This window comes from Sphingomonas sp. SL1004 (assembly GCF_057815015.1).
The window spans coordinates 1,595,824-1,618,532 of sequence record NZ_JBYMUX010000001.1 but is presented as its reverse complement, the minus strand read 5'-3'; the positions used below and the strand labels follow the sequence as shown (position 1 = coordinate 1,618,532).

The window sequence follows — 22,709 nt, the reverse complement described above, 5'->3', positions numbered from 1 at the left end:
GGATCATCTCCTGAGAAAATCGGGCGAGACGAGCATCAGCGCGATGGCGCCTGCGCGGCTTTCGGAACGGGCAATCTGGTCAGCGGTGGCATTGCCAAGCGACCCAGGCATGATCCTGGGGGCCAACGCACGTGCATCCACGCTCTCACTGAACGGCGCCGCTAGCCGTTGCGCGATCTCGACGCGCCGCAGCAGCGCATCGGATCCCGCCCAGCTTGCCGCGATGTCGTTCCAGCCCGCGGGCGCGCCCGGCTTCCAGACGCGCTGTCCGAGCTGCGTCTGGAGCGCGGCGATCTGCATGGTGCCGACCTGCCGACGGCCGAGGCCGCGAAGCGACGAAACCGTCCATTCCCACGGCGTCTTGAACTTGGTCGGCTTTGCAACCCACGCCTCGGGTGAGGCGATCAGCGTGCGGTACACAGTCGGCAGATCGCCCTTGCTGCGTGTGAAACTGTTTGCAAGCCGCGCGACCATCATCGGCGGCGGATCGTCGCCCGCGAAATGGCGCGCGATCTTGGTGGCGATGTGCGTCGCCGTCGCGGGCGCCAGCGCGAAATCGATCAGCGCCGCGCGGGCCTGCGCCTCGCCGTCCTGCGCATAGTGCTTGCCGATGATCGACCGCGCGCCAGGTTCGTGCTGGCCGGGACGGAACACGAAACGATCGGGATCGCCTTCCGTTATGCGTCGCCCCAGTCCGTCGACCGTCCAGCCTGTCAGCGCACGGGCGAACTCAGTTACGTCGGCCTGCGTATAGCCCGAGCGGACGCCCAGCGTGTGCAACTCCATGATCTCACGCGCGAGGTTTTCGTTCAGGCCGCGCTTGCGATCGGGATTGCGCGCGGCGGCCGGACTGTCGGGGCCGATCGACTGGAACTGGTTGAGGTAGATCAGCATCGCCGGATGCCGTTCGACCGCCAGCAGCATGTCTTCAAAGCTGCCCAGAACATGCGACCGGATCGCGTCGCGCTCGAACGCGCCCGCAAACGCCGTGACGCGTGGAGTGTCCACCGAGACGCAGAAATGGTTTGACCAGAAATGCACCATGCGCTCGACGAACGGCGCTTCCGTCGCCAGCGCACTGTCTGCGCGCGCCTGGACACCGGCGCGGTAGAGCGCCTGCACGTCCTGGCGGAAATCCTGCCGCGCCGCCTTCAGATTGACCTTGGGATCGCTCGCACCGTCCTGTTTCTCCATACGGCGGTTGGCCTGCTGTTCCTCGTGGTACCGCTTCACGACGGTCCCGGCGTCGTCCAGTGCCGCAAACCCCGCCGGCCGCACGTTGAACCGGGCGAACTGATCGATCAGCCAGCGCTGCGGATCGGCGGAAACCACCTCGTCGGCCCGCGCGCCGAGGCCGAAGCGATTGAGCGCGATCGCGGCAGGCGACAGGTAGGATTGCTGAAGCGCAGGGGGCTGGGCAGGCAATGGTCGTCCCTCGGTGGTGATCCACTGCCTCTTCAACGCAGTCGCCTCCTCTTTCCGTCGCCCTTTCCGACTCGACGATCAGTCAGCGGCCGGTCTGACCCTGACGGCACGCCGCTGTAACGCATCGGCAAGCTTCGCCCGGTCGGCTGGCGGCAGGGTCGCCGCATACGCGACCGCACGCCGCTCGACCGCGGCGCGGACCGCCATGTCGGCCGACCGCGCACGATCAAGCGCAGCGGCGACGGCTGCCTGGTTGACTAACGGTTGACGCAGCAGCGTGGCCGCCGCCGCCTTTGCCGCACGCGACTCGAGGACCGTCGGCCGCATCGCCTGCCGCGCCTGGCGCAGCGCCATCCGGAACGGCCGCCGCTCGGCGCTGGGCAACTCGGCCCCGGCGATCCGCAGCGAACCCGCGTTGATCATCCGTCCGCCGGTCCGCAGCGAGACGAGCCCGGCGATCAAGGCGCTGGCCAGGAACAGGTTCAGGACGACCGATATGATCAGGGCGATACGAAGCTTGCTCATCGCTCAGGTTTCCGATCCGGCCACGTCGCCGAACGACGTGCCGCTGTCGGAGTTGGAGTCGACCGGGGCCGTGATCGCGACGGCGGCGGTCCCTGCGGTCGCGCCGGCAAGTGCCGCCACGAGTCCCGCGCCCGTCCACCAAAGCCGCGCGCGCGCCATGAATGTCCTAGACGGTACCGGTGCGCTGGCGATCACGCGTTCGTGCAATGGTCTCGCAGACGGTTGCACCCGCCACGTATCGAGCACGCCATCGAGGGCGGAGGCTCTTTCGAGGATGTCGCGAGCGTCGGGCCGCGACGCCATCGCCGTGGCCACACCACGATACTGCTCGGGCCAGCGCGCTACGACACCGCCGTAAGCGTCGGCCAGTTCCTGGAAGCGCGCAACGGTCAAGGGTTCAGTCATCCGTCGGCTCCTGCGGTTCGGCGAGTTTCGCGCGCAACGTGCGTCGCCCTCGCGCCAGTAATGACTCCAGCGCCTCCACGCTGATATCCAGCGCCGAGGCCGCCTCCATACCGGACATATCCTGATAATGGACCAGCAGGATCGCTTCGCGTTGCCGGTCCGGCAGCGCCCCGATCGCGGTCGCGACGGCGTCGCCGCGTTCCGCCGCGATCAGTCCGGCTTCGGCATCCGGGGTCGGGTCTGCCTGGTCCAAAACCGCATCGCCCGTGATCTCGCGGCGACGGCGCAGCCGGTCGCGACACAGGTTGAGCACGACTACATGCAGCCATGTGTCGAACCGCGCACGGCCCGGTTGCCACGCCCCGGCGTTGCGCCAGACACGGACGAACGCGTCCTGCGTGACATCCTCCGCCTCGCCGGTGTCGCGCAGCATCCGCGTTGCCAGGCCCAGGATACGGGGAAGTTTTGCAGCCACGAGCATCCGCGTCGCGCCGGGGTCGCCGCGACCGATACGCTCGATGATCCCCAAGTCCGGATCCAGATCGCTCAAGCGCGCAAAACCCTATCTCCATCCCGGTCCGCCCATCGTCAGGATTCCGCCTCGCTGCCTTCATTAGGGTCCCGGCGTGCGGCGCGCTCGTCTGCTGTGAGCATCCCGTCGCCGTTCGTATCCAGCCGCTTGAAGCGCCGGGTCAGCATCGCATCGATCTCCGCCGTATCGAGCATACCATCGTTGTTCGCATCGAGCTTGGCGAACCGCTTGGCCGGATCCGCCTTGCCGGCCCTGGCCGCCGCGAGGAATTCGGCGCTGCTGACCTTGCCGTCGCCATCGGTATCGCCGGCCATAAGTCGCTTCTCGCGCCGGGTAACGAAGGTCGACAGGGTCACGCCCTTGGTCGCGGTGGTTTCACGGGTCGAGGGGGCCTGATCGGCCGGTTTCGCGCAGGCCGTCGCAGGGGCCAGCACGGCCATCGCCAGTGCCCCGCGCCCCAGCATCGTCAGCGATACAATCGTCATGCGGATTGCCTTCCTGGCCAGCCGCGCGAGTGCGCGGCTTGGCCCGTATGGGTCACATAGAAGGCCGCAGGGATACCGGGGTTTCCCTGCGGCGCTCGGTGCTTAGCGGTAACGCCAGCCGCCGTGCCAGCGATAGCGGTGGCCATAGTAACGACGACCATCCCAATAACCGCGGCCGGGATAGAACACGCCGATCCGGGCCCGGGGGGCGACGACGACGCGACCACGGTTGGGCCGGCAATAGCCGCCGGGGCCACGATGGGCGCCAACTCCACAGCCCTGTCGCGCTTCCGCCGGCGCGACCACCGTGAACGCGGTTCCCGCCGCGATCGCGGCAAGCAGGATTTTCCTCATGATACTCTCCTTGCATCTAGTGCCCGGCGCGATGGCATCGCCGCCGAGTCCTCCTTCAACGCGGACCAGCCGACTTTCCGTCGCGGGGATCCTACAATCGTGCGGCTGATCGAATCAGCGCGGGCTTTTGCTGCTCGCCCGCAGAACGCCGTACCCGGCCAGCGCCGACAGGATGGATCCCGCCAGGATGCCGATCTTGACCTTATCGACCAGCGTCGGATCGGTGAAGGCCAGCCCGCCGATAAACAGGCTCATCGTGAAGCCGATCCCGCAGAGCAGGGCGGTACCATAGACCTGCGACCACGACGCACCGCGAGGGCGCGTTGCCAGCCGGAAGCGCGCGGCTGCCCAGACCGCGCCGAAAACGCCGATCTGCTTGCCGAAAAACAGTCCGGCAGCGACCCCAAGCGGCAAGGGCAGCAGAAGCGTCGCCGCGCCGACCCCGGTCAGCGACACGCCCGCATTGGCAAAGCCGAAGATCGGCACGATCGCGAAGGCCACCCAAGGCTGGAGTCCGTGCTCGAGGCGATGCAGCGGTGAGTCCTGCGAATCGGGCGCGCCCGGCGAGCGGCGGATCGGAACGAGGCTGGCGGCGAGCACTCCCGCGATCGTCGCATGGATACCTGACAGCCACACCGCGATCCACAGGAGTACTGCCAGCACCATATACGGCCACAGCCTTGCGACGCCGATGCGGTTCAGCACGAACATCACCGCCATCACGATCCCCGCAGCGAGCAGCGCCAAGCCGCTGATCTCGCGCGTGTAGGCAAGCGCGATCACCGCCACCGCCCCCATGTCGTCGACGATGGCGACGGTCGTCAGGAACAGCTTCAGCGATGCCGGTACCCGCGATCCCAGCAGCGCCATCACCCCGATCGCAAACGCGATATCGGTTGCCGAGGGGATCGCCCAGCCGCGCGCCAGGCCAGGCGTCCCGACGGTGATGGCAAGATAGATGATCGCCGGCACCGCCATGCCGCTCGCGGCGGCGATCGTCGGCAGCGCACGGTCCGCCCAGGTCGAGAGATGGCCATCCACCAGCTCGCGCTTGATCTCCAAGCCGACAAGCATGAAGAACAGCGCCATCAGCGCATCGTCGATCCAGTCGAGCACGGACAGCGGGCCGACGTGCAGGCCGAGCGTCGAAAAATACAGATCGGCGGCGGGGCTGTTCGCCACGATCATGGCGGCTGCCGCGGCGATCATCAGCACAATGCCACCCGCCGCACCGCTGTGCAGGAAGGCCCGCATCGCCGACGGGGGGCGAATTCGCTTCATGGTTGCTGCAAGCGTTGCCAACGGCGCGGAAGGGTCTTTGAGATCGGGCACCGGCATCTCCGGACATGAGGGCGTCATCGCTGGCGGCCCGACCAGCGTGTACGCCTGCTACTCGGTCATCCCGAAGAGCACCCGTCTCACGCTATCGCATGACAAAGCGCGGGAGCCAACTCGGCACGGCGTCTGGCCACCCTCAAAGACTTTCGGCGCGAAGGACCGTGATATCGCCGTCGAAACCCATCGCTTCGCTGGCGCGGACGATCGCGGCCTCGGCATGATGGCGCGCTATCGTTCCGAACGACTGGGGCGCATGTGCCGCAAGCCCCGCCAGCGTCGCTTGAAGGCGGAGCTGAACTTCGATTAACGCCGCCCCGTCGCGGGCGATCGGTCGGAAGAAATCATCGAAAAGGTCGGCGACGTCGAGCGCTGGCGCGTGCACGCGTCGGTGGCAGGCGGCGTTTGATCCGATCTCGATATCGACCAGATCGGCAAGCACCCTGTGGCCGGCACCGAGTACGCGGATTGCGGTCCCCGGATCGTTGACCGCTGGCGATAGCGCGCGCGAGGCGATCTCCGAGAGGACCATCAGTCCGAACCGGGGATCCTGCTCGAAATCGCGGTTTGGCAGAACAGCAAAGGCGTCGTCGATCGCCTTGTGGAGATCGTCGTCCATCGCGCCGTCGACCTGCGCCAGTGTCCGTTCGGCGTGGACGAACGTGCCGGGCAGCGCGACGACATGGATCGTGAGGTCGTGCCGGTCAGCAAGCCGGGCAAGCCCTGCCACGTCGATATGCGCGATATACCCTATCCGCATCGTCCTTGTGCGAACGGCAGCGGCTGGGATCGCGATCGGCGGCTGCGCACCTAGATGCGGGGCTTCCGCCCAGGATCGCATGGCGCGGCGGGCGACCGTCTCTACCCGCTCGATGGTATCCTGAACCCGGCCGAAGCTCGAGAGATGCTGGATCCAGCGCAGCAACGTGATCGCTATGATCGCAACGATGACGATCGTCGCGAAGAACAGCACGACGCGGCCCTCTGCGCCGTAGAGCCCGGTCGCGAGCGCGATGATGCCGACGATGCTGAACAGGAACGTGCCCACGAACGTCGACAGCGCGTTCTGTGTGAACCGGTCGTCGACCAGCAGTTGCGTCGCGCGTGGGGTGACCGCGCTCGTCGCAGATCCATAGGCGGTCACCGAGGCCGACACCGCGAATGTCGTCACCGCCAGCATGCTGGAGGCAAGAATCGTGAGGATGTTGTCGACCGCCTTCCCGCCGACGCGCAAGCTCAGTTGATACGGTATCAACGGCGCAATCCACGCGGCGACCAGCGCGGTCAGAACGGCGGCGACACTGAACAACGACGCGCGAAACCAGATCTTCTTCGTGATCTGGCCTGCTAAATAGAGCCCACGTCCTGCCATATAGCTGCCCGTCATATGATCCCCAAACGCGCCGCACCGGCTTGATGCAGATGACGCGAGATTAACAAACCCGTCGCGCTGCGATTGGATCAGCAAACCGACGAATTCATGCGATGCCATTAGGTACGTCCGCGGCAGGAAGCGCTCTGCGTACCGATAGATCGACCGCGATGGTCTGTCATTCGGGTGGTGCACACACAGTGAACGCCCGCTCGTATCGCCTCGCACATGGTCCAACGCGTTCGACTACATCACCAATGCGGTGGCCCAGCGGCAATTTTTCGGCGACGCTCGTCAGCGAGTAACCAAAAGTCAAAACGGCTATTTCGTGTAGATGAACGAGCGACGGAAGTTGGGAAGTGACAAAGGGTTCCTGAGTGTCTGGAACTGGGTTTTTCGCCGCTCAGCATATCAGTCTTTCTCGCCGGACATGACATACTAGCTGAATTGAGATCGGATTGGCATACTCGAAGCAAGCTGGAAGGAGTAAAGCATGTCCGCGCAGAAGATCACGGTTGCAACCGAGGTTCCACTCTCGGGTAAACGGGCTTGGCAGGCCTACACCGACCCGAACGAAATTACGCAGTGGAACTTTGCAAACGACGATTGGCATTGCCCCAAGGCCAGCGTCGATCTGCAGGTGGGTGGCAAGCATTCTGCGCGGATGGAGGCGAAGGACGGCAGCTTCGGCTTCGATTTCGAAGCGATCTATACTGAGGTCGACGCGCCGCGCGCCTTGGCGATGGAACTCGGCGACGGGCGTCAGTGCCGGACCACGTTCTATCCCACCGACACTGGAACTCGGGTCGAGACGACTTTCGATGCTGAGACCGATAACTCGGTCGAGATGCAGCGCGAGGGTTGGCAAGCGATCTTATCCAACTTCAAGAAGCGTGCGGAACAGATCGCGGCGCGTTGAGCCATCCGGGACCTCGAAAATTCATCACGGCATTGCGACGAACCTGCGCGACGGAGAACGTTGCCGGGACATGTGCGTCCGAGCCCATAGTTGCCGATCGAGCGACCATGCACCTGCGCCACGTACGACTAGAGGAAGCAGCAGCGCTGCCCAGGAGAGGTGTGTCGGCCAAGCATCGGGATAGACGAATATCTCGATGACCGCGGTCATGCCGAGCAACGCCAGCGCCGCTGGTCGCGTGAAGAGGCCGAGCACCAGCAGGATCGGAAAAAGGTGCTCGGAATAGGTCGCGGCATGCGCGGCGATCACAGGCGGGATCAGCGGCAGCGCGTACTCGGTGCGGAAAAGCTCGTAAGTGCCGTCGGTCAGCGTCAGCAGCCCCTCGACCTTGGTACGGCCCGATTGCAGAAAAACCGCGGCGATGCCGAGCCTGGCCAGCAACAGGAGCGCCGCGTCGGGTATCAGCTGACGCATCCGACAGGCGATGCGCAGGTGGAACGTCTCGGTCATGGTGGATTTCCTTGTCGGTGCCGGACCGCAACAGGGGCGGTCCGGCGACATCATCAGGCCTTGGGCGCGAGTGAACCGAAGCCCTTTGGCGTCTTGGTGGTCGTGCACGTGCCGGCCTTGACCAGCTTCCATGCATTGCCCTGGTAATTCACCTTCGAAGTGCCGGCGCAGCTGGTGCCTGCACCGGCCTTGCAGTCGTTCTTGCCCGCTTGGGACACGCCATAGCATTTCTCCATCGGCTTGGCGGCCTGCGCGGTGGCGGCGCCGGCCCCGAGCGTGGCGATGGCGAGCGAAGCGGCGATGGTGGCGGTGGTGCGCATGTCGGTTGTCCTTGAAGAGGCCCTGGTGCGAGGCCCGACCGGAGGGACTGGTCGGGCCTCGCGGTGATCGGCGGGGGGCGTCATGCCGATCACGATGCCGGTTCGCGGACACCGTGCGCTTGGTTACACGGGCAGTTACGCCGGACTTTTTTATGTGATCGCCATCAATGGTGTAACCTTCCGGACAAGGCCGTCGAACTTCCTGCCGGGGAGCGCGAATGCGAGCGAACGAAGATCAGTTGCGGGCGTGGATGATCGGTGGCCTCGACGGCGACGCCGCCGCGCATGCGTCTCTGCTCCGCGCGCTCGTGCCGTTGCTCCGAAGCTTCTATCGCCGGCGCATGTCCGCTGGCGCTGACGATATCGAGGACCTCGTGCAGGAAACGCTGATCGCCGTACACACCCGCCGCGGGACCTATGATCGCGATCGCGTCTTTGCCGCATGGCTGTTCGCGATCGCGCGCTACAAGATGATCGACCAGTTCCGCCGCAACCGGCGAACCGTGCCGATCGAGGGGCTGGAGGACATGCTGGTCGCTGAAGGATTCGAGGAGTCCAGCATCGCGCGGATGGATATCGACGATCTGCTGTCGACCTTGCCGGCCAAGCAGGCGCGCGCGATCCGCGCCACCCGGATCGACGGGGCAAGCGTCGCGGAGGCCGCGACCGCCGCCGGGATCGGCGAATCCGATGTGAAGGTGTCGGTCCATCGCGGACTGAAGGCGCTTGCCGCCCGCATCGCAGGGCAACGCTTATGAATACCGACGATCTGATCGCTTCGCTGAGTAACGAGGTGCGGCCAGTCGGGCGTCACGCGGTCGGTTTGCGGCTCGCGCTCGGCGTGATCGGTGGCGTGATGGTGTCGATCCTGCTGATCTCGGTGACGCTCGGCTTCCGTCCCGATCTTTGGCTGGCGATGCAGGGGCCGGCCTTCTGGATGAAATGGGGCTATACCATCTCGCTGTCAGCAGGCGCGATCTATGCCACCGCACGCCTCGCTCGACCCGATCCGGGCAGTCTGCGGCGGCTTTGGCTGATCGCGTTGCCCGTGCTCGCGCTGGCCGCACTCGGGATAGGAGAGTTGATCACGACGCCGCGAAGCGAGTGGCTCGCGATGTGGCTTGGCCATACCTGGACGAAATGCCCGTGGCTGGTGCTGGCGCTCGCGATGCCGATCTTCGTCGGCTTGCTCTGGTCGTTTCGACAGATGGCACCGACCCGGCTGCGCGCAGCCGGTGCCGCCGCGGGACTTGCCGCGGGTGCATTCGCGGCGACGGTCTATTGCCTGCATTGTCCCGAAGTGTCGGCGATTTTCGTGCTGACCTGGTATTCGCTCGGCATCTTGCTTGCCGCGTCGCTCGGCGCCGTGGTCGGGCCGCGCCTGCTGCGCTGGTAATTTCGAGCGTGGCGTAACCAATACGGGGATCGCGGCGAACTGGAGGCGCCATTCAGGCGATATCCTCAGGGAGACTTTTCGATGATCACCATTCGTAACGGCGTAAGCTTCGCCGCCGCCGCCGCAGTCATCGCCATCAGCGCGACGGCGCCAACCGCAGCGATCGCCAAGGGCGGCGCCAAGGTCCATTGCTATGGCGTCAACACGTGCAAGGGCACGTCCGACTGCAAGACCGCGAAGAACGATTGCAAGGGTCAGAACGACTGCAAGGGGCAGGGCTTCAAGGAAATGAGCGCCAAGGGCTGCAAGAGCGGCGGCGGCAGCCTGACCGCGCCGAATTGACCGACGCTGGGCCCGGTCCGCGCAAGCGGTACCGGGCTCGCCTTTTCCTACCGGCAGCGAGACGCTCTATGCCACCCACACCCTTTTCCGGCTTCGGCATCGGCCTGCGCAAGCCGCATTATGCCGAACTCCTGCAGCAACCGGTCGACGTCGATTTTGTCGAGGTGATATCGGAAAACTTCATGGTCGATGGCGGTCAGCCACGCCGCATCCTGCGCGACGTCCGGGAGCGATATCCGGTCGCACTGCATGGCGTGTCGATGTCGATCGGGTCGGCCGATGGCCTCGACCGGGCCTATCTCAAGCGGCTGCGCGCGCTGGTGGACGAGATCGATCCGCTGTTTGTCTCGGATCATCTGAGCTGGACCCGGATCGACGGCTTCAACGCGCACGACCTGTTGCCGCTGCCCTATACCACCGAAGCGCTCGATATCGTCTGTGCAAACATCGATCGGGCACAGGACGCGATCGACCGGACGATGCTGATCGAGAATCCCTCGAGCTATATCGACTTTCCCGGCGCCGATATGACCGAATGGCAATTCCTCGATCATGTGGCAGCGCGAACCGGCTGCGGGCTACTGCTCGACGTTAACAACGTCTTCGTCAGCGCGACCAACCACGGGTTCGACCCGGTCGCCTATCTCAACGGCGTGCCTGCAGATCGTGTGCGGCAAGTCCATCTGGCCGGACACAGCCAGGGCAGCGACCTGCTGATCGACACGCACGATACGCCTGTCTGTGCGTCGGTATGGGACCTGTACGCGCATGTCCTGCCGCGGCTCGGGCCGGTCGCGACGATGATCGAGCGCGACGATGCCATTCCGCCGCTCGCCGACCTGTTTGCCGAACTCGAGATCGCACGCAGCATCGGCTGCCCTGCGCTTAAGGCGGCGGCATGAGCCTGATCGATCTGCAACGCGACATGCGGACATGGCTGCACGCGGGCAATGCGGCAGGGTTGAGCGCACCTGCCATGCGCGCCGGGCTCGCGGTCTATCAGAACAACTACCATGCGCAGCTGATCGAGTGCCTCGAGACGAGTTTCCCGGTAACGCGCGACTGGCTGGGCGGCGCCGCGTTCCGGTCTGCCGCGGCGTGTCATATCGATGCCGTACCGCCGAGCAGCTGGACACTCGACGCCTATCCGCGCGACGTGCCCGCGACGCTCGGTCGCCTGTATGCGGACGATCCAGAAGTCGCCGAGCTGGCGACGCTTGAACTCGCACTGGGCGAGGCATTCGTCGCCGCGGATGCCGATGTTCTCGGCACGGCCCGGCTGGCGGGCGTCGACTGGGACCGGGCTGTCCTGAGGTTCGTGCCTTCGTTCGACATTCATGAGGTGACCAGCAACGCCCCGGCGCTCTGGTCCGCGATCATCGACGGCGATCCGCCGCCTGCCGCCGCGATGCTGCCTGAGACTGCAGGCTTCCTGGTCTGGCGACAGAACGACGTGTCGCGGTTTCGCACGACCGACCGGACCGAGATGCAGGCGATCCTGCGCGTACGTGCGGGCGCACCGTTTGCCGATCTTTGCACGTATCTCGTCGACGAGCTCGGCGAAGCGGAGGGTGTCGCTGCCGCCGGACGCTGGCTGGGGCAATGGATCGGCGAGGGACTGATCACGACAATCGAAGGAGAATCTCCGTGCGTAGACTGACCTGCCTCGCGATCGCTGTTCTTGCGACCGCAACCGCTCCCGCATTTGCCGCCGATCCGCGGCATCCGACCGTCGTCGAACTCTATCAGAGCCAAGGCTGCTCGTCGTGCCCGCCGGCGGATCTGGTGATCAATGCCGTCGCCGATCGTCCGTACGTGCTCGCGCTCAGCTTTGCGGTCACCTATTGGGACAGGCTCGGCTGGAAGGACACATTCGGCGATCCGGCCTTCACGCAGCGCCAATGGGACTATGCGAAGGCCGGCGGCCGCAGCAATGTCGCCACGCCGCAGGTGATCGTCAATGGCCGCGGTGTGCTGACCGGCAACCGCAGAGGTGACGTCGATGCGGCGATCGCCCGTTATGATCGCGGGGTCGGTGGGCCTGAAATCCGGAGCGACGGGCGTACGGCGGTCGTCGAGCGCGGCGTAGGGAAGGGGACGCTGTGGCTGGTCCGCTATGATCCGCGGACGATCCCTGTGCCGATCCGCGCCGGCGAGAATGGTGGGCGCACGATCCCCCACCGCAACATCGTTCGCCAGCTCGTCGCGCTCGGCAGCTGGTCTGGGCGGAGCGCACGCTTCCCGCTGCCACCCGAGCGGGCTGGATTACGAACCGCCCTGTTGTTGCAAGCCGGCACCGGCGGCGCGATCATCGCCAGCAGGAGCCTGTAACCAGGTTTTGCAGCACCGAGGATGCCGATCTGAAGGCGTCTTACCGCCATTCGTCGAGTTCGGCCTTAGGAGTAGCGCATGATCCACCGCCGCCAGTTCACCGCGTTCCTCTTGGCCACGCCGTTTGCGACCGCTGGCTGCTCAGCGGCTCGGCGCGCTCCAAGCGAGCCGATACACGGCGGCTTCTCCTACCTGCCAGGCATTACCACGCGGGACCGTCTTGTCGCGCCCGAGGGACGCGCAATCAGGGTGGCCTTTGCGATCAATCCCGGCGTTCAGGTCATCGACGTCGCCGGCCCTTGGGAGGCATTTCAAGATACCTATCGCCCTGGTCAAGACGTGTCGGCTTTTGAACTGTTCACCGTATCGGAAACAGCCAAGCCCGTCCGCGCGTCTGGTGGTTTGATGATGGTGCCCGATTATACGGTCTACGACGCCCCCGTGCCCGATGTGGTGGTAGTGCCGCACTTCGACTATCCGAGACCTGCGACGCGTGCCACCTCTCCGATCCACGACTGGATTAAGGCGACGCACGGTGAGGCGTTGCTCACGATGTCGATCTGCACGGGTGCATTTCAGCTTGCCAAGACAGGCCTGCTCAACGGAATCCCGATGACGACCAACCGAAAAGCCTCGAACAATTTCGCCAAGGCGTTTCCCGAAATCATGCTGCGCCGCGGACCTCGTTTCGTCGAGGCGGGGCGCATCGCCACGTCCGGAGGGTTGAGCGCCGGCATCGACCTCGCATTGCGGGTCGTCGTGCGATTCTTCGACGAAGCCGTTGCGCAGCAAACGGCGGAGACAATGGAGTATACGAGTACAGGATGGCGTGCCTGAGCATGAAAGCAGTTGGTTTTGAAAGCCACCGTCCGCTCGGTGATTTTCAGGGCTTTTGCGGGTAAGGTTGTGCCTTCAAAGCAGGAGATACGGTTTGTCGCGGTTCCGGTTCGTTGTGCCTTCTCTGCTCGCAATTGGCATCGCTAGTGGAGCCTACGGGCGGATCAACAAGAATGACAATGCGCCTTCGAAGGTTGTCCTGCCCAAGAATGAACGGGCAGGCATTTGGCAGCCTGCAAAGGATGGGGTTCAGGTGCCGCTTTGGCCAGCAAGCATGCCTCTTGCGAAGCCCGACTCCAGCGATCGGCCTGAGGCGACCGGTAACGGGACGGGGCTCGTGGGCGGGCGCAAATGGCATTGGGCGAGCTACGTCACCCGACCGACCATGACCGTATATCGACCAAAGGGGCGTAATGGCGGAGCCGCCATGCTGGTTTTGCCAGGCGGTGGGTTCGAAGTCATAGCGACCGACCTGGAAGGCACGGAAATCTGCGATTGGGTGGCGCAGCAGGGGATGACCTGCGCGGTGCTGAAATACCGGGTGCCGCAATACTGGCCGCAGGGCCAGTGGCCGAAGGTGCTGTTGGGTCTGGAAGACGCGCAGCGAGCGATCGGGCTGATGCGCCAGCAGGCTGCGTCCTACGGGATCGACCCTCACAAGATCGGCGTCATCGGCTTTTCTGCGGGCGCATATCTGGCGGCGAACATGAGCAACACCGCAAAGCGCACCTATCCGCTTACGGACGCGGCTGACCGGCAATCGCCTCGCCCGGACTTTGCAATCGTCGCCTACACGGCACGTATGCTGGACGACAGCAAAGGCAGGAACAGTCTCGAACTCAAGCCATGGGTAACCATCAGCCCCGAGGCACCGCCGACGCTGATCCTACATGCAATGAACGACCCAACGGATCCGATCCGGCAACCTATGGCCTATGCCTTGGCGCTCAGCGATGCGGGCGTGCCCGTCGATATGCGCCTGTACGCCAAGGGGGGCCATGCATTCGGAATGCGGCCCACGGCCGATCCGATTTCGCGGGAATGGCCCGGCCAGGTGAGGCAGTGGCTACATAACATTGGCGTGCTGTGACAACGGCATTGCGTCTGCGTCAGCGTTTCACAGGTTGCCAGCGATAAGCAGTGCCGGCCTTGACGATCTGGCCGAGCCCTGGGAACGGAAAATGCGGACTGAACACATGTTCGCCGCTCGCTGCCAACTTGGCCAACTCGGCCGTCCGCCGCTGGCGCCCCTGCTCGCCGTCGGTGTCGTAGCCGATAATCCATTCGGGCCTGGCGAGAGACACGATAGCGCTATGAGCAGTGTCGCCCATGTCGAGCAGCTTCTGGCTGTTTGAGGTAATTTCGTAGCCGCTATGGCCGGGCGTGTGCCCCGACAGTGGTACCGCGCGGATCCCCGGCATGACGGCCGCGCCAGGATCAAATGGCGTGACCTTCGGCATGATTGTCGCCACTAGCGCCGCATTGTCGGGCTGGCTCTGCATGAACGCCCATTCGGCGCGCGTCATATGAATCGTCGCGTTGGGGAACGCAAGTTCGCCGTCCGCGCTCGACAGCCCGCCGACATGATCGCCGTGCGAATGCGTGATGAGGACATCGGTAATGTCCGCCGGCGATACTTTGGCGAGCGCCAGGCTCTGCATCAGGACGCCACCAACTTTGGGGCCCAGGCCAGTGTCGATGAGCACCATGCGGCCCGGCATGCGGACTAGCAGCGCATCGACGCCGAGCGATAACGCGTCGGTCGGCGCGCCTGCTTTGCGCAATATATCCGCGACAGCTGCCGGGCCTTCCTTCTTGCCGAACACGCTGCCGTCGTTCGGAACGCGGTTGATCATGTCCCGCAAGGCCACAGCACGCACCGAGCCGATGCTAAACGGCACAGCCGCAGGCGCGATCGGCACCGGCTTCGCCAGCACCGTCGACCCCAAGAATACGGCAAATCCGAGCGCGGCGATGGAACGAAGGGTCATCTGAGGTCCCATAATGAGTGTCGAATACTGCTGGAATTTGGGCGCTCATCAAAACTGTGTCCAGCGACTTCGCGATTGCTCGGCATGGTCGCTCAAGGTTCTCGATCAAGAGGCCTTTTTCTGGAAACGAACTGCGTCATCCAATGTCGGCTAACGCCGCCCGCCTGCCGATATCGGACGGTCCGTTATCCCCCAGTCAGGACGCCTATGACGGCAGATCGGACGCCAAAAGCGCCTGGCGCAAAGGTGAACGAGTGTCTGAAGTCGGGAAGTGGCGACGAGCGCATGAATGTCCGATTGTGGGTCTGGCCGGAAGGCGTAGGGCAGGGCATGTTCGCCCATAGTTGGACGCTTAAGCGAACGATCTGGGTAACTAGGCCACGTGGACAAAGGTTGACGCGCATCTGATCGGTTGATTCAAGGCTGTCTTTTGGAGGCGGCGTTGGGCGAGCGGATTGGGGTTTCGGATGATGAGTGGGCTCTGATCGGGCCCCTGCTGCCGTCGGAGCGAGGACGTGGCTGCCGACCCGCGGGAGACAACCGGCCCTATTTCGAAGGCATGGTGTGGATGGCGCGGACAGGCGCGCAATGGCGGCATTTGCCGGATGAATATGGCAAGTGGAACAGCGTGTTCCGGCGGTATCGTCGCTGGGTCGTGACGGGCGTGTTCGAAGCCATGCTGGAGACCCTGGCCGCTGTCGTCCAGCGGGATGTCAGCGCCGACATGATCGACAGCACCGTAGTCCGGGCGCACCACTGCGCCGTCGGGCTAAAAAAAGGGATCAAGAATTCGAAGGGCTCGGCCGTTCGCGAGGCGGCTTCACAACCAAGCTGCACGCCCGCTGTGACGGTCAGGGGCGACCGCTATGTTTCGTCCTGACGCCGGGCCAGGCCCACGACGTGAAGGGCTTCGGGCCCTTGTTCGGGATGCTGGCTGACCGGATCGAGGCCCTGCTTGCCGATAAGGGCTATGACGCTGATGCCATCCGCCAGGAACTCGCCAGGGCGGATGTCGAGGCGGTCATTCCAACCAAAAGTAACCGCCGCATACCGATACCGCATGATCGCGAGAAATACCGTTGGCGCAATCTCGTCGAGCGTTTGTTCAGCAAGCTCAAGAACTGGCGCCGTGTCGCAACGCGTTATGACAAGACAGCAGAGTCATATCTCGGCTTCGTCGCGCTCGCATCAGTTACGCTGTGGCTGCCCTTTGTCCACGTGGCCTAATAGCAGCCGTTTGTTGAGCTCGATCGTAGCTGTTAGGGCTTTAACCTCTATGCCCCGAGGCCGTCACTCGCCAGAATTATTTGATAAAGTCGTCGGGCGGACGCGTTAGAGCTGCTCATCGCAAATCCCATCATAAAGGTTGTCCCGTGGGCGCTCGCATCGTCGTCACCTGCGCGCCGCATCGACCAGCTTCCAAACTGCCTCGACGCCACCTGGCGGTCTAACAGTACCTCGATGTCGGCATGCCGTTCGTCGCCGCGGATACGATCCATGGTTCGCTCAACGGCGCCGGGATCGCCTTCAATCACCTGGGCGAAATTCTGCCCATCCGCCCAAAGCATTCCTGTAACCTCGACCTGCGTATTCCATCGGATTGACGACGCCAAAATTGCTGAAACTCCAGTCGGATCGGCACCAATGAGGGATCTGCTAAGGTAGATGACGCGATGCAACATGGGCGGTAAACGGCCAGCGGCAGGATAGGTTCGCATGTGTTTCATGGTCGGGTGACGATTAAAAGACTGTCTTTCAACAATATCGATAACTCGAGAGGCAACATCCCCCCGACGGAGGCAGAGCCCGGAATCGTATGCAAGCTACCGAGGCGGCTGTCCCGCTGCGGGGTTCCAATCGGAAGCCAATATGGCCAAAAGCGGACGCTTTGATCAGGCCGGCGCTTTCATCATCGCGGCCACTTTGCTCGTTAAAGCGTCCAACGTGAACGGTTTAGTGAGCAGCTCCATGCCGGGTTCGAGATGACCATTCCCTACTGCTGCGTTCTCAGCAAAGCCGGTGATGAAAAGCACCTTCAGACCTGGCCGGATTACGCGCGCTTGATCGGCTACCTGACGGCCGTTCATGCCGTTAGGCAGTCCAACGTCCGTTATTAGCAGCTCAATGCGGGCGCCCGACTGCAAGACCTTTATCGCTGACGCGCCATCGGCTGCGCCGATCACTGTATAACCGCACTCGTCTAGGACCTCATCGATCAGGTGGCGGATCGAAGCTTCGTCATCCACTACCAAGACCGTCTGACCGCCGGCAGCCTCAGCCGCAACGCGTAGCGTCTCAACCTCTTCGTCGACGACGTCTCCGTGATAGCGCGGCAGATAAATGCAGACGGTCGTGCCGAGACCAACCTCGGAATATATCCGTACATGGCCCCCGGACTGACGGGCGAACCCGTAGATCATCGACAGGCCAAGGCCTGTTCCCTGCCCAAGCGGTTTGGTCGTGAAGAACGGCTCGAACACCCGCTGGATTACCTCTGGCGTCATGCCGGTGCCGGTGTCCGTCACGCAGACCGAGATATACTGGCCCGGCGGAAGGTCGCGATCCTTGGAGGCATGATCGTCCAGCCATTTGTTCGCTGTTTCGATCGTCAGCTTGCCGCCATCCGGCATGGCGTCGCGACCGTTGATGCACAGGTTCAGAATCGCATTTTCAAGCTGGCCGGCATCAATCTCCGCAGGCCACAATCCGACGGCACCTACGATCTCGATGTCCACTGTTGCTCCCACCGTTCGCGCGAGCATTTCCTCAAACCCGGTAATCAGCCGATTGACGTCGGTGGGCTTGGGGTCAAGCGTCTGCCGCCTGGAGAACGCCAGCAGTCGCTGCGTGAGCGCAGCAGCGCGTCGTCCGGCGCCCTGCGCTGCGTTGATGAAGCGGTGGAGATCTTCCAGACGGCCGCGGGCGACACGGACCTGAAGCAGTTCGAGGTTGCCCATCATGCCGGTCAGCAGGTTGTTGAAATCGTGGGCGAGGCCGCCGGTGAGCTGGCCTACTGCTTCCATCTTCTGAGCCTGACGAAGGGCTTCCTCGGCATGAAGAAGCGCTTCGGTCTGCTCCTGTTCCGCCGTTACATCCCTGCCGACTGCGATGAGCAGGCCATCGCCGGGTACGGCCGTCCATGTGATATTGCGGTAGCTGCCGTCCTTGTGACGATAACGATTGTCGAAGCGACTGAACGATGCGCCGTCAGTCATCGCAACAGCGGCGTTCTGCGTCGCTATCAAGTCATCCGGATGGACAAGATCAAGAAAGCTCCGGGAAACCAATTCGGCCTCAGACCAACCCAACGTTGCCGTCCACGCCGGATTGACGGCCGAGATCACTCCGTCGAAGCCTGCCACCAGCATAATGTCCCGCGACAATATCCAGAGACGGTTCCGGTCGGCGGTACGCTCCGCGACCTGCGCCTCGAGAGAAGTCGCAAGATCGTTCAATCTCGTCTCCGCACGACGACGCTTGATCGCTGCTAGCGTTCGATTGGCGATTTCGCGAACGAAAGCGATCTCTGCCGTGGCCCACCGGCGGGTGTGGCGCTGGTTGACGAAGAAAATCGCAGAGAGCGCACCCTGTTCCATGAGAGGTATGTTGATCAGAGCCGTCGCCGCTGCCTGCTGTAGCGCATCGGCGTTGGTCCGCCGATCGCCTGAAGTCCGATCGAGGATAATGCTCCGGCCACGTTTCAAGTCTTCGATGTACGAGCCGTAGTCCCGCAGGAGGTTAATGCCGCTCAGCGAGGCAACGCCAGGCGCCGTCCAATCTCGCTCGATGGTAAGCGTCTCTGCCGTCAGATCGACTTCGCCAAAACCGGCACGATCGGCCCCCAAGGTCCGCGCCAAAACTTCGGCAGCGGCATAGGCCATATCGGCGGTCGAGGTGCACTCGCGCAGCCGGTCGCCCAGCTCCAGCAGGGCATCCCGGTTGAGCTCGCCCTTCCGCTGTACCGATACGTCGCGAGATACGGCCAGCAGCTTGTCAGGCCGGCCATCGAGCCCGAGTATCGGCGTGACCTTCACGTCCCACCACTTTGGCGTGCCCGCCATCGTTTTCGCCGGTCCGCGGAAATGCGCCGTTCCTCCGCCACGGGCGGTTTCGACAGCCGCCTTGGCGTCGGCGTTGCCCTGGTCGGTCCAGAAGCTGGTCCAGGCACAGCCGCGGATCGCTTCGAAATTGTCGACTTCCATGACCCGCATGCCGCCTTCGGTCATTGCCAGGAGATCGCCGTCCAAATCGAGAACCTTGATGCAGTCGTCCGACGACGCGAGGACGCTTCGCAGAAACTCCGCATCCACGCGCGCTTCCTCGGCAAGGAGGCGCTCCTTGGTTCTATCGCGCAGGATTTTCACGAACCCGATGTGGGCACCATCATCGGATCGCAGCGGCATCATCTCGCCGTTCGCCCAGAACCGTGTGCCGTCTTTTTTTAGATGCCAACGTTCGTCAGTGGCTCGGCCTTCAGCCAGCGAACAGCGCATCTCGACGACGGGGCGGTCCGCCGCTTGATCCTCTGGCGTGAAGAAGCGATCCGCAGACTGGCCGCAAATCTCTTCTGCCGTCCAGCCGAAGGTCCGTTCTGCACCGGGATTCCAATCAGTGATTGAGCCATCGGTACCAAGGCCGATGATCGCGAAGTCGATCGCGCTCTCGAATATCGCCTGATATCGAGCGTTATTTCCTGCCTGCTCTGGCATCCGACCCACCCAGCCCCGTCAGCGTAAAAAGGAGCGATTTACATACCTTACGGTGATTAGGCCATCTTTGAAGCGAGCTTGTAAACCGACCGTCTGCGAGGTTGCAGCAAGGACGAGCCGTACCACTGGCACATGCCGGCTATCCCGAAATACCATCTCTTTTTGAAAAAGCCTGGCGGTCAGATGGAGGGGCTCGCCGTCCTAACTTCACTCTGGCCATGGACATGAACAAGCGGCCGAAGTTGGGGAGTTGAACCGATGCTCTGAGCGTCCGATTGTGGGTCGAGCTGCTTGTCGGCGATCTTGAAGAACCGGTTGCACGCGACCCGCATGATGTCGACCTCGCTTAACCCGTCTAGCTGCCTGCCAAGTCAGCCTTCTCGCCGTTCCGCGGCGTGGCGATTGGTTTCGCTAACCGCCATACCGTCCAATTAACGCTCGCCGTAGCATCCGGTCCTCCAGCGAATAATAAAGCGCTATCAGGTTGCCCGCTGCCACGGCCGACGCTGCAAACGCGATGTCGGTTGCCTCGCGCGTCAAGGCGGGCGGTGGCACGAGCAGCGGTTCGAGCCCGCGCCCTGTCACTCGCGCGAAATCGGGACTGAAGTTGATCCAGCCGATCCGCCAGCGCGCATCGTGCGTCGCGCCGTTGTAGAACATCACCGGATCCCGCCCCGCCGCCTGCCAGATCGGCCCGGTCGACAGATGCCAATTGTCCCAGCTGTCCGCGCGGATGCCGAACGGATCGGGCAGCACGGTCCACGGGCCCTTCGGCGTCGGGCCGCCCGCCATGCCGATCCGCGACGCGCCCTGCGCGGCATATTCGTAGAATAGGCGCCAGTCCCCGGCCGCGGTCTGCGCGAGCGTCGCTTCCTTGATATTGCCTTCGCCCGGCGGTGCCTTGAGCACCAGGTCTTCCTTGACCAGCGCGGTAAGGTCGGGACCTGCGGCGAGGATCATGCACCCTTGGGTGCGCGCTTTATCGACGCCGGTGTAATAGACGAGATACTCGTGGCAAGCCATGAGAACGGTTGGATCCTCGCAGCCGCCTAGGTCTTCCGCACCAGGGCCAGGGGTGATCGCAAGACCCGGGTCCATGATGAAGGTCAGCCCGTCGCGGCTCTCCCCGCGCGCGATGATCCCGGTCGGATCACGCGGCTCGAGCGGATGCGGTACGCCGCGCACCATGATCCGGTACAGGTCGCCTTCCTGCCAGACGAACGGACTCATCAGGTCCATGCCCTCGATCACTGACGCGGCGGAGATCGTAACGGTGTCGAGCTGCTCGACTGCGTACGTGATCGTCATGCGCTCTGCGCCACGGTGAGCGATAGCGCGCCGTCGATCGTCACGGTGGTACCGGTGATATAGTCGGCCGCTGGCGACAGTAGAAACGCGACCAGCGCCGCGACCTCGTTGGGCCGCCCGGCGCGCTTCCACGGGATCGCCGCCTCCTTCGCTGCGAGCTCGTCCGGATGATCGAGCGCGGACTGGTTCATCGGCGTCAGGATCATTCCCGGCGCGACTCCGTTCACCGCGATACCCTTGGGGGCCAGTTCCAGTGCCAAGGTCGCGGTCAACTGCGACAGGCCACCCTTTGCAGAATCGTAATCGACCCCGCCCGGGCGCGGCGCGCGTTCGTGAATCGACGATATGTTCACGATCCGGCCCCTGGCATTCTTCGCTTCGAGCGCGCGGACTAGCCGACGGCAGGTCAGGAACGGGCCATAAAGATCGGAACGGACGACCCGGTCGAACTGCCCGAGTTCCATGTCGACCAGCATCACGCCGCTCATGTTCAATCCGGCGGAATTGACCAGCAGGCTGACCGTGCCGAACGCCTTTTCAGCTGCCACGAACAACCGTTCGACCGCCGCTTCGTCACCGACATCGGCTTGGACCGCGATCGCGCGATCGCCGCCGCCGATCGACGCGCAGACCGCCTGCGCCGCTCCCGCATCTTTGAAATAGGTGATCACGACGCGGGCACCACCGTCGCCGAGCGCCTTGGCGCAGGCGGCACCAATTCCAGACTCACCGCCAGTGACTATCGCGATTTGATTGTTGAACAGGGTCATCACCGCTGAACCGGCGGGAGGACATCCCAGTTGCATGAATTCGCTGCCATGAAGGCAGCCGCTACCCGGGTCGTAGATGGGGGCCGAGGCCGCGCAGTTCATACCAGCGCCGGTCGTGACCTAGGCCTCTATTCAAGCTCGATGAATGGACGTCCAGTTTCGGAAGACGGTCGCTCAGGCTTCAATGGCCGTGATTGGGTCTGGCCGGAAGCTGTAGGGTAGGGTGCCTTCGCCCATTCTCGGCCACGGCCTCACCTTGGCGCCTTGCTCAGTAGCTGCCGTTCGTTCAGTAATATTCTGTATGGTGCAACATGCTGCTTGGGGGACCAATGAGGAAGACCAGACGCATATGCGCGCTCGTATTATCGATAGCAGGGAGCGTAGCAGTCGGAAGCGCGGAAGCTTCCCGTGATGGTGAAGCCCTATATGTGTTTTCTGGGGTGAAAGGCGCGGTGGCCTATACAGTCGACCGAACGGGGGCGAACCTGCCGCAGAGCTATTCGCCTTGGCAATTCGTCAAAACTATCTCGACTAGTGGTCCCACGTTCAAAGCCGGAGCAGATAAAGCCGCGCTCAAGGAAGTGCGGGCAAACGGTTTTTCAGTCCGCGTCTTCTCAATAAAATTCGACTGACGCGCGTTCTTTGCGTTCGATAAAGCGGCCTGTCCGCTTTCCTGCCCTATCACGACATTCGCTAGCCGATAGCCGGGCTCCAAAATCGGTCATTCCTAAGGATGAACCAGCGTCCGAAGTTGGGAGGCGGGGAAGGGCGCCTGAGCGTCCACTTGTGGGTCAAAGCGACGCTAGATGAAGCAAGCCGTTTCCATCTGAAGCAAGTTCCGCA

Annotated in this window: 25 protein-coding genes and 1 pseudogene; 10 read left to right on the top strand and 16 right to left on the bottom strand. The window is 63.5% G+C overall.

Features of this window, described 5'->3' with window-relative positions; all coding sequences use genetic code 11:
* Positions 1 to 3 precede the first annotated feature (3 nt).
* The 8 genes from AC3D24_RS07270 to AC3D24_RS07235 all read right to left on the bottom strand — a co-directional run bounded on the left by AC3D24_RS07270 (position 4) and on the right by AC3D24_RS07235 (position 6,448).
* Positions 4 to 1,461 (bottom strand): DUF1800 domain-containing protein, encoded by a 1,458-nt coding sequence (locus tag AC3D24_RS07270; RefSeq protein WP_489029408.1) that lies wholly within the window; start codon positions 1,459 to 1,461, stop codon positions 4 to 6.
* 42 nt (positions 1,462 to 1,503) lie between these two features.
* Positions 1,504 to 1,950: a periplasmic heavy metal sensor gene (locus AC3D24_RS07265; protein ID WP_489029407.1), complete on the bottom strand. Its 447-nt coding sequence runs from the start codon at positions 1,948 to 1,950 to the stop codon at positions 1,504 to 1,506.
* A gap of 3 nt (positions 1,951 to 1,953) precedes the next feature.
* On the bottom strand, positions 1,954 to 2,355 hold the full coding sequence (locus tag AC3D24_RS07260; RefSeq protein ID WP_489029405.1) for a hypothetical protein: 402 nt from the start codon (positions 2,353 to 2,355) through the stop codon (positions 1,954 to 1,956).
* Positions 2,348 to 2,905 carry an RNA polymerase sigma factor gene (locus tag AC3D24_RS07255; RefSeq protein ID WP_489029403.1) on the bottom strand — a complete coding sequence of 186 codons (558 nt, stop codon included), beginning with the start codon at positions 2,903 to 2,905 and terminating at the stop codon, positions 2,348 to 2,350. The genes AC3D24_RS07260 and AC3D24_RS07255 overlap by 8 nt, the downstream gene beginning before the upstream one ends.
* Before the next feature lie 38 nt (positions 2,906 to 2,943).
* Entirely contained in the window at positions 2,944 to 3,372 is a 429-nt protein-coding gene (locus AC3D24_RS07250; RefSeq protein WP_489029401.1) for an EF-hand domain-containing protein, read from the bottom strand.
* A gap of 102 nt (positions 3,373 to 3,474) precedes the next feature.
* On the bottom strand, positions 3,475 to 3,726 hold the full coding sequence (locus AC3D24_RS07245; RefSeq protein ID WP_489029399.1) for a GCG_CRPN prefix-to-repeats domain-containing protein: 252 nt from the start codon (positions 3,724 to 3,726) through the stop codon (positions 3,475 to 3,477).
* A 114-nt stretch (positions 3,727 to 3,840) separates the two neighbouring features.
* The gene (gene nhaA / locus AC3D24_RS07240) at positions 3,841 to 5,007 is read right to left on the bottom strand and encodes a Na+/H+ antiporter NhaA (RefSeq protein WP_489029397.1); all 1,167 of its coding nucleotides are present in this window, start codon (positions 5,005 to 5,007) and stop codon (positions 3,841 to 3,843) included.
* Positions 5,008 to 5,200: 193 nt separating this feature from the next.
* The gene (locus tag AC3D24_RS07235) at positions 5,201 to 6,448 is read right to left on the bottom strand and encodes a DUF2254 domain-containing protein (RefSeq protein ID WP_489029395.1); all 1,248 of its coding nucleotides are present in this window, start codon (positions 6,446 to 6,448) and stop codon (positions 5,201 to 5,203) included.
* A gap of 478 nt (positions 6,449 to 6,926) precedes the next feature.
* Between AC3D24_RS07235 and AC3D24_RS07230 the strand changes: the two genes are divergently transcribed.
* Positions 6,927 to 7,352 (top strand): SRPBCC domain-containing protein, encoded by a 426-nt coding sequence (locus tag AC3D24_RS07230; RefSeq protein ID WP_489029393.1) that lies wholly within the window; start codon positions 6,927 to 6,929, stop codon positions 7,350 to 7,352.
* A gap of 24 nt (positions 7,353 to 7,376) precedes the next feature.
* Here AC3D24_RS07230 and AC3D24_RS07225 read toward each other — a convergent pair whose 3' ends face one another.
* Positions 7,377 to 7,862, bottom strand: a complete 486-nt coding sequence (locus tag AC3D24_RS07225) for a DoxX family protein (protein WP_489029391.1) — start codon at positions 7,860 to 7,862, stop codon at positions 7,377 to 7,379.
* Between the two features lie 53 nt (positions 7,863 to 7,915).
* Positions 7,916 to 8,182, bottom strand: a complete 267-nt coding sequence (locus AC3D24_RS07220; protein ID WP_489029389.1) for a BufA1 family periplasmic bufferin-type metallophore — start codon at positions 8,180 to 8,182, stop codon at positions 7,916 to 7,918.
* 218 nt (positions 8,183 to 8,400) lie between these two features.
* Between AC3D24_RS07220 and AC3D24_RS07215 the strand changes: the two genes are divergently transcribed.
* From AC3D24_RS07215 to AC3D24_RS07180, 8 genes are all read left to right on the top strand, one after another.
* On the top strand, positions 8,401 to 8,940 hold the full coding sequence (locus tag AC3D24_RS07215) for a sigma-70 family RNA polymerase sigma factor (RefSeq protein WP_489029387.1): 540 nt from the start codon (positions 8,401 to 8,403) through the stop codon (positions 8,938 to 8,940).
* Complete coding sequence (locus AC3D24_RS07210; RefSeq protein WP_489029385.1) at positions 8,937 to 9,578, top strand: DUF1109 domain-containing protein; 642 nt, start codon at positions 8,937 to 8,939, stop codon at positions 9,576 to 9,578. Before AC3D24_RS07215 ends, AC3D24_RS07210 begins: the two co-directional genes overlap by 4 nt.
* 81 nt (positions 9,579 to 9,659) lie before the next feature.
* On the top strand, positions 9,660 to 9,920 hold the full coding sequence (gene bufA2, locus AC3D24_RS07205; protein WP_489029383.1) for a BufA2 family periplasmic bufferin-type metallophore: 261 nt from the start codon (positions 9,660 to 9,662) through the stop codon (positions 9,918 to 9,920).
* A gap of 68 nt (positions 9,921 to 9,988) precedes the next feature.
* Positions 9,989 to 10,822 carry an MNIO family bufferin maturase gene (gene bufB, locus AC3D24_RS07200; RefSeq protein WP_489029381.1) on the top strand — a complete coding sequence of 278 codons (834 nt, stop codon included), beginning with the start codon at positions 9,989 to 9,991 and terminating at the stop codon, positions 10,820 to 10,822.
* Positions 10,819 to 11,580: an HvfC/BufC family peptide modification chaperone gene (locus AC3D24_RS07195; protein WP_489029380.1), complete on the top strand. Its 762-nt coding sequence runs from the start codon at positions 10,819 to 10,821 to the stop codon at positions 11,578 to 11,580. Before bufB ends, AC3D24_RS07195 begins: the two co-directional genes overlap by 4 nt.
* Positions 11,568 to 12,251: a DUF1223 domain-containing protein gene (locus AC3D24_RS07190; protein WP_489029379.1), complete on the top strand. Its 684-nt coding sequence runs from the start codon at positions 11,568 to 11,570 to the stop codon at positions 12,249 to 12,251. Before AC3D24_RS07195 ends, AC3D24_RS07190 begins: the two co-directional genes overlap by 13 nt.
* A 78-nt stretch (positions 12,252 to 12,329) precedes the next feature.
* Positions 12,330 to 13,088, top strand: coding sequence for a DJ-1/PfpI family protein (locus tag AC3D24_RS07185; RefSeq protein ID WP_489029378.1), 759 nt, complete (start codon positions 12,330 to 12,332; stop codon positions 13,086 to 13,088).
* Positions 13,089 to 13,182: 94 nt separating this feature from the next.
* The gene (locus AC3D24_RS07180) at positions 13,183 to 14,178 is read left to right on the top strand and encodes an alpha/beta hydrolase (protein WP_489029377.1); all 996 of its coding nucleotides are present in this window, start codon (positions 13,183 to 13,185) and stop codon (positions 14,176 to 14,178) included.
* A gap of 19 nt (positions 14,179 to 14,197) precedes the next feature.
* On the opposite strand, the gene AC3D24_RS07175 is transcribed toward AC3D24_RS07180, so the two are convergent.
* Positions 14,198 to 15,079, bottom strand: coding sequence for an MBL fold metallo-hydrolase (locus AC3D24_RS07175; protein WP_489029376.1), 882 nt, complete (start codon positions 15,077 to 15,079; stop codon positions 14,198 to 14,200).
* A 454-nt stretch (positions 15,080 to 15,533) separates the two neighbouring features.
* Between AC3D24_RS07175 and AC3D24_RS07170 the strand changes: the two genes are divergently transcribed.
* Positions 15,534 to 16,306 (top strand): IS5 family transposase gene (locus tag AC3D24_RS07170; protein WP_489033094.1). Its coding sequence is split into 2 segments (ribosomal slippage): positions 15,534 to 15,869 and positions 15,872 to 16,306, totalling 771 coding nucleotides; the frame shifts between segments, so codons are not numbered across the junction.
* 47 nt (positions 16,307 to 16,353) lie between these two features.
* Here the strand turns inward: AC3D24_RS07170 and AC3D24_RS07165 are convergent.
* From AC3D24_RS07165 to AC3D24_RS07145, 5 genes and pseudogenes are all read right to left on the bottom strand, one after another.
* Positions 16,354 to 16,761 (bottom strand): BLUF domain-containing protein, encoded by a 408-nt coding sequence (locus AC3D24_RS07165; RefSeq protein WP_489033092.1) that lies wholly within the window; start codon positions 16,759 to 16,761, stop codon positions 16,354 to 16,356.
* Between the two features lie 210 nt (positions 16,762 to 16,971).
* Complete coding sequence (locus tag AC3D24_RS07160) at positions 16,972 to 18,960, bottom strand: ATP-binding protein (protein ID WP_489033091.1); 1,989 nt, start codon at positions 18,958 to 18,960, stop codon at positions 16,972 to 16,974.
* Positions 18,961 to 19,044: 84 nt separating this feature from the next.
* Positions 19,045 to 19,788: pseudogene (locus tag AC3D24_RS07155) on the bottom strand (PAS domain-containing protein); the annotation flags it as partial.
* A gap of 411 nt (positions 19,789 to 20,199) precedes the next feature.
* Complete coding sequence (locus AC3D24_RS07150) at positions 20,200 to 21,096, bottom strand: glycoside hydrolase family protein (RefSeq protein WP_489029374.1); 897 nt, start codon at positions 21,094 to 21,096, stop codon at positions 20,200 to 20,202.
* A complete protein-coding gene (locus AC3D24_RS07145; RefSeq protein ID WP_489029373.1) occupies positions 21,093 to 21,866 on the bottom strand; it encodes an SDR family NAD(P)-dependent oxidoreductase in 774 nt (257 codons plus the stop codon). The genes AC3D24_RS07150 and AC3D24_RS07145 overlap by 4 nt, the downstream gene beginning before the upstream one ends.
* Positions 21,867 to 22,709 lie beyond the last annotated feature (843 nt).